Here is a 12,622-nt window from a genome sequence, read left to right as displayed (position 1 = left end):
TCAGCAAATCCCTAATGCTATTGATGGTCGTGCTTATCCCGAGGCTAGGGTTGATCGGCGTGGCGTTGGCCGTTCTTGGCGCGCAGGTCATGAGGTCACTGTTCGCTTCTTGGTTGGCGCAGCGTGCACATCCCCTCCGGTGGACCTACGCTCCGGTTTTTGCCATGTTTGCTTTGACGATGGCTAGTTGGTTGGCGGTTCACGCGGTTGAGTCCCGTTACGGATCGTTGGCAGCTTCATTGACCTACTGCGCTTGCCTAGCACTTTTCCTGGCTTATTTTTGGTTCGTCTTGCTTGGAACGGCAGGAAGATCGTGGCTGGTGGAGTCTCTGGCGTCTATTGCGCGGCGAGTCGGAAGCGCATGATGGATGCGGAACGTCTCATGTGTCCGGAAGATGGAGGGGCGATGAGGATCGCGTTGTTGGGGAATATGAATAACGGCAACTTCGCGATGCTGCGCTACTTTCGCGATCTTGGTGTTCAAGCGGATTTGCTGCAATTCGCAGATGATGGGGTTGGTTCCTTGGCGCATTTCTCGCCGGAGTGTGATACCTGGTCTATGGAAAAGTGGGCGCCGTATATCAAACGGATCAGTGCCCCAAACCGCTTTGTCTCGATCATAGGCAACGATTTCCCTTGGAGCCTCCTGTTTTGGGGTAAGTACCTGCTGTCGATGCGCAATCGCACGTGGGGCAACAAATTTTCCCGCCCGATCGATCTCAAGCATATCCGATCAGAACTGGCCGGATATGACCGGATAGTCGGATCCGGTGTTGCGCCGGCGCTGATGAATAGTGCTGGAATTGCACTGGATGTCTATTACCCATATTCTTCCGGTGTCGAGTGGGTCGGTGATCCAGACCTGTTGACCGATATGAAGTCCCCAAGTCTCCTGAAAAGAATGGGGGCCGAGAGGGTGCGGAAGAATCAAATTGCAGGAATTCAGAGGGCTAGGCGGGTGGTCTCGAGCGATGTCGGCTATACCGAGAAGGTGTTTGAGGGGATGGGCGTTGTCCCAACAAATCTGCCGCTGCCCATGGTCTATAGAGAGAGCCCGCCGGCAGAGTTGCCTGAACATGTGTCGAAAATCATCAATGCAATTTCGAAGTATGACTTCAAATTGATATCCCATGCGCGCCATCGCTGGGTCAACAGCGGGGATCATGATGAAGAAGCTTGGGAATCGAGATACTCCAAGCATAATAATTGGATAATAACTGCGTACGCCAAGTTCAAGGAGCGACATCCTTCACTCAGGTCAATCTTGATCCTCAGTGAATATGGAACAGACGTTCCATATTCGAAATCCTTGTGCAGAGACTTGGGGTTAGATACGGACGTGATGTGGATACCCAAGATGCCCAAGATGGAGATCATGGAAATAATCTCCGCCTGCGACGTGGGTATCGGCGAATTTTACTCAATGCCGAAGATGACGTGGGGTGGAACCGCGCTTGAGGTAATGGTTTGCGGCAAGCCGCTGATTCAAGGATTTATCTTTGCATCAGGCGAGTACGAGGCCATTTATGGGCATCCGCCGCCGCCGCTCTGCGCGACCGACTCGGAAGAGGCGCTCGCCAATTGGATCGAACTCCTTGCAACGGATATTGTGCTGCGCAAGGAGTTGGGTTCCAAATGCTTTGACTGGTTCAACACTTACAGCGGAATTGGTCTTGCGCGTCAGTGGTTGAAGATGATCGTGGCCTGACTGAGGTCGTCGCTGCTTTCGCCTGCGAATGCAATAGGGGGAGTGCGTTTTAATGTGTGGTATTGCCGGGATATTCCTCCATCGCGTCGCCGTCCCAGACCGGCACGCCCTTGAAAAGATGGCTGCAACAATGGAGTACCGGGGGCCGGATGATCTGGGGTTTCATCTTGCAGAGTCAATTGGATTGGTTCATCGCCGGTTGGCTATTCGCGACCTGAGCGCGGCCGGGCATTGCCCTATGGCATCGCCTGATCGGCGCATGCATTTGGTATTCAATGGCGAGATATACAACTGGCGCGAGCTTCGCCAAGAGCTGGAGTCGCTAGGCTACGTATTCGCCAGCCAGTCGGATAGCGAAGTCATCCTGCACGGTTATCACGCATGGTCGGACGCCTTGATTCCTCGTCTGCAGGGCATGTTTGCCATAGCAATCTGGGACAGCGAAAAGCGAGAGCTGTTCTTGGCGCGTGACCGGATGGGCGAGAAGCCGATATTCTTCTGTGCAACTCCCGAGGGGCTGGCCTTTGCCTCCACGCCCGCTGCACTGAAGTACTTCAGGGGCAATCTGTTGGTTGACTCTGTCGGCGTCGCTTGTCACTTGGCACATACCTTCATTCCGGCAAGTCATGCGGGATGGAAGGGGATTCGCGTGTTGAGTCCAGGCACGTGGCTGCGAATGAGGGCCGGCCAAGTTGAGCAGACCAGTCGTTATTGGGATTTCCCCCGGATAGGCCCGCAGCGAAAAGGCTGGAGCCAGAGCCTGCTGGAAGTGGAGCGTGTGCTTGACGATAGCGTGCGCCGCTGCTTGGATGCGGATGTTCCAGTCGGAGTTTTTCTGAGTGGCGGGGTTGATTCATCATTGATCGCAGCCATGGCTGCACGTCATCAATCTGACTTGAAGGCATTCTCGCTGGGGTTTGTCGAATCCAATTTCAGTGAGTTGCCGTTTGCTAGGCAAGTTGCCAAGCACCTGCGCATCGAGCATCACGAAGTCGTCCTGGGGGTGGACGACGTTGTGGCGTGTTTGCCGCATCTTGTACGGCAATACGGGCAGCCGTTCGGGGACGCTTCGGCGATCCCATCCTATCTGGTGTCCAAGCTCGCGCGGGCGCACGTCAAGGTCTGCCTTAGCGGCGATGGCGGCGATGAACTATTTGGCGGTTATTGGCGCCTGCAAGCCGGCGTGTATGCAGCCCGCTATGGCAAGGTAGTGCCTCTTTTTCTGCGCCAAAAGGTGGTGCCGACACTGGCACGGGTTGCAGGGGCAGCAGGGCGGCGCCTGGCTGCCATGAATAGTCTGTCGCTTGCGCCGCCCGGGGCGGGCTACACCAACTCGGAGAGCTGGTTCAATCAGCTCTCTGCGGTTGCAGGGCCGCGGTTGGCGGGGGTACTGGACAAGCCTTTGCTGGCGGCATTGCGAGTCGGCAAGGCCATTGATCGCCCAGAAGCCAGCGTCGTGCAGCGCCTTTTGTATGACGACATTCAGATTCAGTTTCCGGACGCGCTGCTGACGAAGGTGGATGTTGCCAGCATGGCTGCTTCGCTGGAGGTGCGTGCGCCATTTCTCGATGTTCGACTAATGGAGTTGGCGTGGAGCCTGCCGGATCGCACAAAGCTTCGCTGGGGTCAACGCAAGCCGTTGCTTAAGAAGTTGGCGGCGGAGCATGTTCCAAGCGGCGTCGTCTACCGGCCGAAAATGGGATTTGCGATGCCTCTGGGCGAATGGTTCGCGGGGCGCCTTGGCGAGTACGTCGCATCGGTGTTTGCCGACAGTCATGCAGTTGCAGAAGGCTATGTTCGTCGCGGTGCACTGGAAGATGCCCTGCTTCGCCACAGGAAAGTAGGGGGGGAGGCAACTCGGCTGTGGTTGCTGCTATGGTTGGAGCTGTGGTTCAGAGATCAGCAGAGGGCGTAGCGCTCGGTAGGAAGAATTTGCTCGCCCCAGGCGTTGTCGAATATATTTGGCATTACTAACACGGATCGCGTAGACGTTTCGTCTCCATTGGGTGTTGTATGGATCGTTTTATTTCCTAAAAGATGAATAGGCGGGGCTGCGTGGCGGTTGTAATTGTTGGGAATATGGATTCGTTGCTATTCCGGCAGCGAGTCGAGAAGATAAGACGTTCAGTACACGCTTCTGGAGTAAGTGTGCTAGACACGGGGAAGAGCACTTTGGCGCGCCGTCTCGAATTCTTGTATGGATCGATGCGATTTCTCCTGCGGTGCATGTTTGCGCGGCCGCGTCAGAAATTGGTATTTCATGGCGCCTACAGTCCGATACTTTGGCTGGCCGTGCTGATCCCTTCAACGCATACGATATCGATTCTGCAGGGGTCGGAGCTGAACGTCGACTTTCACGGGTGGCGCGCGGTCTTAATTCGGTTAATTCTGCGACGCTCGGCGCTCGTGGTTTGCCGCAATGAGGCTCAGGTCGCCGCGGCAGTGAAGGTCGCTGGCATTGAACCAGGTAAGTGCCAAATTGTCCACTGGGGGCTCGCAGAGGCACTATTTGGAATCCCGCGTTCATCAAGGCCAGATAATGTAGTCATTATTAGCCCACGAGCGTCGCAGCGCGAATACAACATACCGGTGGTCATGGGTTTGATCCGGCGGCTGAAGAACCTGGGCCAGCCAATTAGTAAATATGAATTGTTGCGCTTGATCGCTCAAGTGTATGGCAAAAAAATCGACATCGTTCGCGACGATAGTTTTGTGATTGATCGTTCGCTCAACTCGGAGCGTTTCGCGAAAGCTACGGGCTATGTGCCAGCGGACTGGCCAACCCAGATTGAGGCTATGCACGCCTCTCGATAATACGAGGATCAAACTATGTTCAACAACAAAGTGTTAATGATTACAGGGGGGACGGGTTCTTTTGGGCATGCTGTGCTCAAGCGTTTTCTCTCCACTGAGGTACGTGAAATACGAATCTTCAGTCGTGATGAAAAAAAGCAGGAGGAGATGCGAATTGCACTCAACAACAAAAAGTTAAAATTTCATATTGGGGATGTACGTGATTACGACAGTGTCTACCAGTCGATGAAGGGGGTGGACTATGTTTTCCATGCGGCTGCGTTAAAGCAGGTGCCATCATGTGAGTTCTATCCAATGGAGGCTGTTCGCACAAATGTGTTGGGTACAGAAAACGTCATGAATGCTGCCACGGCCAATGGTGTCAGGCGAGTAGTAGTTTTGAGTACCGACAAAGCTGTATATCCCATCAATGCGATGGGCATCTCGAAGGCCATGGCAGAGAAGCTGATGGTTGCCAAGGCCCGTGCTCAGCACGAAGAAGAGACGGTGTTGTGCGCTACCCGCTATGGCAATGTCATGGCTTCACGCGGATCCGTGATCCCTCTGTTTGTATCGCAACTTAAGGAGGGCAAGCCATTAACAATAACCGATCCGAATATGACACGATTTCTGATGTCGCTTGAAGATTCGGTGGATCTTGTTCTGTACGCGTTCAGGCACGCGAAGCAAGGCGATATTTTTGTTCAGAAGGCGCCGGCATCTACTGTTGCCGATCTTGCCCGGGCTTTGACGGAGCTTTTTAATAAGAAGAATTCGATCCACATCATTGGGACGCGGCATGGAGAGAAGCTATATGAATCTCTGATCTCTCGAGAGGAAATGGCCAAAGTCATAGACGTCGGAGCGTACTATCGTATACCGGCAGATAACCGGGATTTGAACTATGCCCAGTACGTCAGCGAAGGGGAGGAGAGGGTGTCTCATCTAGATGATTACACGTCGCACAACACAGAGCGCCTGAACATCGAGCAGGTGAAACAACTTCTGCTGAAGCTGGACTACATCAAGGAAGAGATCAATGCTTAAGGTGATGACCATTGTGGGCACTAGGCCCGAATTGATCAAGATGAGCCGCGTGATTGCCGAGTTTGATGAGCATACCGAGCACATCCTGGTTCATACGGGGCAAAACTACGACTATGAACTGAATCAGCTTTTTTTTGAAGATCTCGGCATTCGCAAGCCAGACCATTTCTTGGAGGCTGTCGGTGACAGTGCGGCGCAGACCATTGCACGCGTCATCGAAGAATCGGATGCGGTGATGGAGAAAGAGCAGCCTGACGCGGTGATGCTCTATGGCGATACAAATTCATGCCTCGCCGTCATTGCCGCCAAGCGGCGCAAGATACCGGTATTCCATATGGAGGCGGGCAACCGCTGTTTTGACGAGCGTGTGCCAGAAGAGTTGAACCGAAAAGTGCTCGATCACCTCAGTGATATCAACTTGGTATTGACCGAGCATGCGCGTCGGTATTTGATTGCGGAGGGTGTTCGACCAGAAACCATTATCAAGACCGGCTCGCATATGCGGGAGGTGTTGGATCACTACATGCCGAAAATTCGGAGGTCGGATGTATTGACGCGTATGGGGCTGGAGGCCAATAAATTCTTTATCGTTAGCGCTCATAGGGAAGAAAACGTCGATACACCCCAGAACCTGATGGACATGGTGGAGACACTTAATGCATTGGCCGAGCACTACGACCTGCCGGTGATTGTCTCTACTCACCCGCGTACCAAGAAGCGTCTGGATGCAATGAAGTTGGGGGGCTTAAATTCGCACATCCAGTTTCTGAAACCGTTCGGGTTCTGCGATTACATCAAACTGCAAATGGAGTCTCTCTGCGTTGTGTCGGATAGTGGCACGATTACCGAAGAGAGCTCGCTGCTGAACTTGCCGGCCATAACAATTCGTAACACCCATGAGCGGCCGGAGGGCATGGACGCCGGTACTCTTATCATGAGTGGCCTGAAGAAGGATCGCGTGCTTGACGCTGTGAGAGTGATTATTGCTCAGCATGACAAGTCACGGCGCGTGACGCAGGCGGTCCAGGATTACGAGGTCGGGGCAGTGTCGAAGCAGCTGCTGCGAGTGGTTCTCAGCTATGTTGGATATGTGGATCGCGTTGTTTGGAAAAAATATTGAACAACTCGATGCGCATTGTCTTAGCTGCTGATGTCTTTCCGCCGCTGCGTTCTTCAGGCGCTGTGCTTCTGAAGGACCTGTCGCTGGAAATACTTCGCCAAGGATATGAAGTCACGGTCCTAGTTTCATCATCTGAGCTTGACGGGCCGTGGCAGTTAGAGAGCTTTGAGGGTGTCGAGGTGCTACGGCTCAAGGCGCCACGCACGAAAGATGTCGGCTATGTCAGACGCGCGTTGGCCGAATTGTGGATGCCAGTGGCGATGTGGCGCAACCTGCAACGTAGCCCCCTACGGTCGCGTCAGTGGGATGGGGTTGTCTGGTACTCGCCGACCATCTTTCTGGGGCTGCTGGCCTGGGCGCTGAAACGGCGCAGCCGGTGCCGCGGCTACCTCGTGCTGCGAGATATTTTTCCGGAGTGGGCGCTAGACATGGGGCTGATGCGGCGCGGTCTACCCTACCTGTTCTTCAAAGCCGTGGAGCGGTTTCAGTATCGTGTGGCCGATGTAATTGGCGTTCAGACGCATTCGGCGGTTGCCTATTTCGACAACTGGGCCCGCCGCCCAGGACGTCGGGTGGAGGTGCTGCAGAACTGGCTGGCCGATGCGCCCGTTCGGCATTGCAGCATCTCCGTCGCCAATAGTTCGCTGGCAGGGCGCCGGATTTTTGTCTATGCCGGCAATATGGGCGTGGCCCAGGGCTTGGATTTGTTGCTCGACCTAGCTGAGGTGTTGCGGCACAGGTCTGACATGGGGTTTCTTTTTGTCGGGCGAGGGAGCGAGGCCGTTCGTCTGCGTGATGCGGCCGCACGACGAGGGCTGATGAACGTACAGTTTTACGATGAGATCGATCCCGCCGAGATTCCGGCGCTGTACGCGCAGTGCCATGTAGGGCTGGTGGCGCTGGATCCGCGGCATCGGACGCACAACATCCCGGGCAAGTTTCTTTCTTACATGTGGGCGGGTCTGCCGGCCTTGGCCAGTGTCAATCCGGGTAATGATCTGGTGAGTGTCATCCGGCAGGCGGGCGTTGGGCGAGCTTGCGAGGACCGCAGCGTTACGTCGCTGCAGCAGGGGGCCGAGGAGCTTCTAAAGATGATCGAAGTCGATGGTGCCGGTGTGCGAACACGTTGTCGCCAGCTCGCAGCGGATCTGTTCTCGCCGGAGGCGGCCGTCCGGCAAATTGTTGCAGGACTCCAAGCGTGAATATCCGCCGGTTCGACATCGCGTTTCTCAATGACCTAGTGCGTCAAGCGGAATCGTCGCCGCGGCTGCGCCAGCACGCCAACCTGCATGCATCGTATGCGGAGCCCTGCCAGCGCCTGTTTAACGCCATCGGCGTAGAGAGTTACATCCGTCCGCATCGTCATATGGCCGATCCCAAGACTGAAACCCTGGTGGCCGTGCGTGGCCGGATGACCCTGGTGTTGTTCGATGAGCAGGGGCGGGTGATACGTGCACTGCCGTTCGGCGCGGGGTCGAGCGATGAGGATTGCGATGCTGGCGTTGAGCTTTCCCCCGGTACTTGGCACACGGTACTTGCAGATTTGCCCGGATCGGTTCTGTTCGAGGTCAAGGCCGGGCCATTCGATTTGGATCTAGCCAAGGAGCTGGCGTCGTGGGCGCCAGCGGAGGGGACAGCTGAGGTCGCTGAATATCTGCGCGAATTGCGACGTGCGGCGCACACATTACTGAAAGGGTAAGTCAAACTTCACCATTTCATTACGCATTAAGGTAATCCCCATGAGCAATTTGGTCGACGTTCAAACGCAGATCGAAAAGCTGCAAAAGTAGGCCTCTGAAATCAAGGTCCGAGAGTTTGATAAGACGGTCAAGGACATTCTCACGAAGATGAGGGCCTTTGGTATCTCGCGCAAGGATCTGCAGCAGGCCATGGGCAAGGTGGGAGGTAAGGCTAAGGCGTCGACAGCCAGAAAGGTCGCCCCGCCAAACGCGCGGCCGACAAGATCGTCAGGAAGACCAGGGCCAAGGTGGCCGCTAGATACCTTGGCTCCAATGGGGCGACATGGCGTGGTTGCGGCCTGATGCCAGCGCTGGCTAAGCCGGGGCGTCAGAAGGAAGACTTTACAGTTAAAGGCTGACGCCATGAGGCATGTTGCTAGGCAGGTCGGCTAATTCAAAGCAGAGGACAACATGATATTTCTGACACTTGTCGCTTTTTTTGCTGCACTGGTCTCGTCGACGGTCTTGATCCGCTGGGCGAGTAGCCACGCTGCGCATTACGAGGATGACAAGCCGCAGCGTTTTCATTCCGGTGCAGTACCGAGACTGGGGGGGCTGGGGGTGTTGGCTGGCATGCTGGTGGCTTGGGCGGTTGCTGCGTGGACGATGGCCAGAGGGGATGCCTTAAATGCACAATTAGGCTGGATGGTGGTGGCAGCTTGGGTTTGCGTGGTGCTGCCCGCAGTTCTGGGCGGCGCCTATGAAGACGTCACTCAGCGCTTGGCGGTGCGTTATCGTCTGATACTGACGGCGGTGTCGGCTGCGTTGGCATGTTGGCTGTTAGGGTTAAGCGTGTCTCGACTGGGGCTGCCTGGCGTTGATGCCGTGTTGCTGGCTTTTCCATGGCTGGGTGTGGCGCTCGCCATCTTGGCGATCTGCGGACTGCCGCACGCCTTCAACATCATTGATGGCTATAACGGGCTTGCAGGTACGGTGGCCATGTTCATCGGCTTGGCATTGGCACACGTTGCATTGCAGGTGGAAGATCGACAGCTGGCCGCCGTGGTGCTCTGCATGGTGGGCGCGACGGCGGGCTTCTTAGTCTGGAACTATCCGCGTGGGCTGATCTTTGCTGGTGATGGGGGGGCCTATTTATGGGGAGTGGTGATCGCCGTGGCGAGCATCGCCTTGGTGCAACGTCATCCGCAGATATCTTCTTGGTTTCCCATGTTGCTCCTGATTTACCCCGTCTGGGAAACGATTTTTTCAATTTATCGAAAGTTGGCCAGAGGTATTTCACCGGGTGTTGCCGATGCGCTGCATTTTCATCAATTGATCTATCGACGTATCGTGCGCGGCGTATTTCATGACGATACTTCGCGCCGCATGCTGATGCGCAATAACCGTACTTCTCCTTACCTTTGGGGTTTCACGTTGCTAACGGTTGTTCCTGCCGTGTTGTTTTGGAACAATACGCCGGTGCTGATCCTGTGCTGTGCCTTGTTTGTGGTGTTTTATGTTGTGTCGTATCTGATGCTGGTCCGTTTCAAGGTCCCACGCTGGTTGAGACGCTGAGTTCACGGCACTCATAAGGCACAATTTGTCTCTGGACGTAACCCGCAGACTGACGATGACCGACCCTCTCCACATTCCTCCCCGCGACAAGGCTGAAATCCTTGCCCAGGCGCTGCCATATATCCGCAAGTACCACGGCAAAACCATGGTCATCAAGTACGGCGGCAATGCCATGACCGACCCGGCCCTGCAGGCGGCTTTCGCGGAAGATGTGGTCCTGCTCAAGCTCGTGGGCATCAACCCTGTGGTGGTGCACGGAGGCGGGCCGCAGATCGAGACGGCGCTGAACCGTCTGGGCAAGAAGGGTGAGTTCATCCAGGGCATGCGCGTGACCGATGCCGAAACCATGGAAGTGGTGGAGTGGGTGCTAGCCGGTGAAGTGCAGCAGGACATCGTGGGCCTGATCAACCAGGTCGGCGGCAAGGCAGTGGGCCTGACCGGGCGCGATGGCGGACTGATCCGCGCCCAAAAGCTCAGGATGGTCGACAACAACGACCCCAGCAAGGAATACGACGTTGGCCAGGTGGGCGACATCGTGGCGATCGACCCGAGTGTGGTGAAGGCGCTGCAGGATGACCAGTTCATCCCCGTGGTCAGCCCGATCGGCTTCGGCGAGCACAACGAAAGCTACAACATCAACGCCGATGTGGTGGCCGCCAAGCTGGCCACCGTGCTGCAAGCGGAGAAGTTGCTGATGCTGACCAATATCCCTGGTGTGCTGGACAAGCAGGGCCAGCTGCTGCCCGAGCTGACCATGAAGCGCATCGACGAGCTGGTGGCCGACGGCACCATTTCCGGTGGCATGTTGCCCAAGATTGCCGGAGCGCTGGATGCCGCCAAGAGCGGCGTCAATGCCGTCCACATCATCGACGGTCGCGTGGCGCATGCCATGCTGCTTGAAATCCTGACGGATCAGGCTTATGGCACCATGATTCGTTCGCATTAAGCAGGCGTGACGGAATGCGACTTGCGTGAGGCGTCAGGAAGCGGGCTGTGGATAACCCTGGGGCCCTCTGTGCGAGAATCAAAAAAACGGATTGCCAAGCACCATGTCTGACGTCGAAAACACCTCTTCCACTATGTCCACAGATGGCGAGGCTGCGGCCCCGGTACGCAAGCGTCCCAAGCCGGGTGAGCGTCGCGTGCAGATCCTGCAGGCGTTGGCCAGCATGCTGGAACAACCGGGCGCCGAGCGCATCACCACTGCGGCACTGGCAGCCAAGCTGGAGGTGAGCGAGGCGGCCTTGTACCGCCACTTCGCCAGCAAGGCGCAGATGTTCGAGGGGCTGATCGAGTTCATCGAGCAGACCGTGTTTTCCCTTGTCAACCAGATCGTCGAGCGTGACGGTGCGGCCACCGATCCCGCGGCCGGCGTGCGGCAGGCCGGCAAGATCGTGGCCATGCTGGTGCAGTTTGCCGAGAAGAATCCCGGCATGACACGCGTGATGGTGGGTGATGCGCTGGTGTTCGAGAACGAACGGCTGCAGCAGCGTATGAACCAGTTCTTCGACAAGATCGAATCGACCCTCAAGCAATGCCTGCGCGACGGTCCCGCCGCTGGCGGTTCGGCCACACCCAGCGTGGATGCCCAGGTCGGCGCCTCCGTTCTGACGGCCTTTGCCGTTGGCCGGCTGCAACGCTTTGCCCGCTCGGGCTTTCGCCGTCTGCCGTCGGAGCATCTGGAAGCCAGCCTCGCGCAGATGCTTTAATTTGCTATTAAATTGATAGCTGGCGGCGCAATTCCTGTGTGGGACTTGTGCCGTTTTTCTTTAAATTCGACCTTGGGGGCAGCATGAAACTCGTGCGTTACGGCAAACCAGGCAAGGAAAAACCTGGCCTGATCGACGCCGCTGGCAAGCTGCGTGACCTGAGCGGTGTGGTGCCGGACATCGGCCCAGCCCAGCTGGGCGATGTCATGCTGGCCAGGTTGCTCAAACTCAAGGCCGACAAGCTGCCGCTGGTGCGCGGCAAGCCACGCATGGGCGTCCCGGTCAACGGCATCGGTAAGTTCATTGCCATCGGTTTGAATTACAGTGACCATGCCAAGGAAGCCGGCATGCCCATCCCGAAGGAGCCCATCGTTTTCACCAAGGCCATCAGTTGCATCCAGGGGCCGGACGACGAGGTCATGCTGCCCAAGGGGGCGGTCAAGGGCGACTGGGAGGTCGAGCTGGGCGTGGTGATCGGCAAGCAGGCCCGCCATGTGACGCAGAAGTCGGCGCTCGACTATGTGGCCGGCTATTGTGTGGCCAACGACGTCAGTGAACGCGAGTTCCAGCTTGAGCGCGGTGGCCAGTGGGACAAAGGCAAGGGCTGCGACACCTTTGGCCCGCTCGGTCCTTGGCTGGTGACCAAGGATGAGGTCCCGAATCCTCAGAAGCTGGCCATGTGGCTGGATGTGAATGGCGAGCGGATGCAGACCGGTAACACCCGGACCATGATCTTTTCCGTGGCCAAGATCGTCAGCCACCTGAGCGAGTACATGACATTGATGCCGGGTGACGTCATCATCACCGGCACCCCGCCTGGTGTGGGCATGGGCATGAAGCCGCAGCGCTTCTTGAGAAAGGGCGATGTGATGACCTTGGGCATCGAGGGCTTGGGGCAACAGCGCCAGGTGGTGGTGCCGTTCCGGCGGCAGATCTAGGCAGAGCCGCCAAACTCGCCCCAAAGGCTCTCGTGTGAGAGCCTTTATTTTGG

Annotated in this window: 12 protein-coding genes; all 12 read left to right on the top strand. The window is 56.5% G+C overall.

The features are described from left to right. A partial coding sequence (locus CDE01S_RS18885; RefSeq protein ID WP_218016538.1) for a hypothetical protein occupies positions 1-365 on the top strand: 365 nt, incomplete at its 5' end. After that, complete coding sequence (locus CDE01S_RS17080; protein WP_066710489.1) at positions 362-1,708, top strand: glycosyltransferase family protein; 1,347 nt, start codon at positions 362-364, stop codon at positions 1,706-1,708. The genes CDE01S_RS18885 and CDE01S_RS17080, both read left to right, overlap by 4 nt. A gap of 52 nt (positions 1,709-1,760) precedes the next feature. Then, on the top strand, positions 1,761-3,623 hold the full coding sequence (gene asnB / locus CDE01S_RS17075; protein ID WP_066710487.1) for an asparagine synthase (glutamine-hydrolyzing): 1,863 nt from the start codon (positions 1,761-1,763) through the stop codon (positions 3,621-3,623). Between the two features lie 290 nt (positions 3,624-3,913). Further along, positions 3,914-4,522 (top strand): hypothetical protein, encoded by a 609-nt coding sequence (locus tag CDE01S_RS18820; RefSeq protein WP_174525483.1) that lies wholly within the window; start codon positions 3,914-3,916, stop codon positions 4,520-4,522. 15 nt (positions 4,523-4,537) lie between these two features. Beyond that, on the top strand, positions 4,538-5,548 hold the full coding sequence (locus CDE01S_RS17065) for a polysaccharide biosynthesis protein (RefSeq protein ID WP_066710481.1): 1,011 nt from the start codon (positions 4,538-4,540) through the stop codon (positions 5,546-5,548). Then, the gene (wecB, locus tag CDE01S_RS17060; RefSeq protein WP_066710478.1) at positions 5,541-6,668 is read left to right on the top strand and encodes a non-hydrolyzing UDP-N-acetylglucosamine 2-epimerase; all 1,128 of its coding nucleotides are present in this window, start codon (positions 5,541-5,543) and stop codon (positions 6,666-6,668) included. Before CDE01S_RS17065 ends, wecB begins: the two co-directional genes overlap by 8 nt. Beyond that, a complete protein-coding gene (locus CDE01S_RS17055) occupies positions 6,665-7,870 on the top strand; it encodes a glycosyltransferase family 4 protein (protein WP_245636209.1) in 1,206 nt (401 codons plus the stop codon). The genes wecB and CDE01S_RS17055 overlap by 4 nt, the downstream gene beginning before the upstream one ends. Next, positions 7,867-8,367, top strand: coding sequence for a WbuC family cupin fold metalloprotein (locus CDE01S_RS17050; RefSeq protein ID WP_066710475.1), 501 nt, complete (start codon positions 7,867-7,869; stop codon positions 8,365-8,367). The genes CDE01S_RS17055 and CDE01S_RS17050 overlap by 4 nt, the downstream gene beginning before the upstream one ends. Positions 8,368-8,818: 451 nt before the next feature. Next, positions 8,819-9,922, top strand: coding sequence for an MraY family glycosyltransferase (locus tag CDE01S_RS17045; protein ID WP_066710472.1), 1,104 nt, complete (start codon positions 8,819-8,821; stop codon positions 9,920-9,922). 55 nt (positions 9,923-9,977) lie between these two features. After that, positions 9,978-10,868, top strand: coding sequence for an acetylglutamate kinase (gene argB, locus CDE01S_RS17040; protein WP_066710465.1), 891 nt, complete (start codon positions 9,978-9,980; stop codon positions 10,866-10,868). Between the two features lie 103 nt (positions 10,869-10,971). Beyond that, positions 10,972-11,631 (top strand): nucleoid occlusion factor SlmA, encoded by a 660-nt coding sequence (slmA, locus tag CDE01S_RS17035; protein WP_066710463.1) that lies wholly within the window; start codon positions 10,972-10,974, stop codon positions 11,629-11,631. An 83-nt stretch (positions 11,632-11,714) separates the two neighbouring features. Further along, positions 11,715-12,569, top strand: a complete 855-nt coding sequence (locus CDE01S_RS17030) for a fumarylacetoacetate hydrolase family protein (protein ID WP_066710461.1) — start codon at positions 11,715-11,717, stop codon at positions 12,567-12,569. Positions 12,570-12,622: the final 53 nt, after the last annotated feature.

Source organism: Curvibacter delicatus NBRC 14919 (assembly GCF_001592265.1).
Lineage (GTDB): Bacteria > Pseudomonadota > Gammaproteobacteria > Burkholderiales > Burkholderiaceae_C > Hylemonella > Hylemonella delicata.
The sequence above is the reverse complement of the archived record's forward strand: the minus strand, read 5'-3'. Positions and strand labels throughout refer to the sequence as shown.

Excerpts from the sequence above, each read along its gene's own strand:
- CDE01S_RS17080 (WP_066710489.1), top strand. The coding sequence starts at position 362 with ATGATGGATGCGGAACGTCTCATGTGTCCGGAAGATGGAGGGGCGATG.
- argB (WP_066710465.1), top strand. The coding sequence starts at position 9,978 with ATGACCGACCCTCTCCACATTCCTCCCCGCGACAAGGCTGAAATCCTT.
- slmA (WP_066710463.1), top strand. The coding sequence starts at position 10,972 with ATGTCTGACGTCGAAAACACCTCTTCCACTATGTCCACAGATGGCGAG.
- CDE01S_RS18820 (WP_174525483.1), top strand. The coding sequence starts at position 3,914 with ATGCGATTTCTCCTGCGGTGCATGTTTGCGCGGCCGCGTCAGAAATTG.
- CDE01S_RS17030 (WP_066710461.1), top strand. The coding sequence starts at position 11,715 with ATGAAACTCGTGCGTTACGGCAAACCAGGCAAGGAAAAACCTGGCCTG.
- CDE01S_RS17045 (WP_066710472.1), top strand. The coding sequence starts at position 8,819 with ATGATATTTCTGACACTTGTCGCTTTTTTTGCTGCACTGGTCTCGTCG.
- wecB (WP_066710478.1), top strand. The coding sequence starts at position 5,541 with ATGCTTAAGGTGATGACCATTGTGGGCACTAGGCCCGAATTGATCAAG.
- asnB (WP_066710487.1), top strand. The coding sequence starts at position 1,761 with ATGTGTGGTATTGCCGGGATATTCCTCCATCGCGTCGCCGTCCCAGAC.
- CDE01S_RS17065 (WP_066710481.1), top strand. The coding sequence starts at position 4,538 with ATGTTCAACAACAAAGTGTTAATGATTACAGGGGGGACGGGTTCTTTT.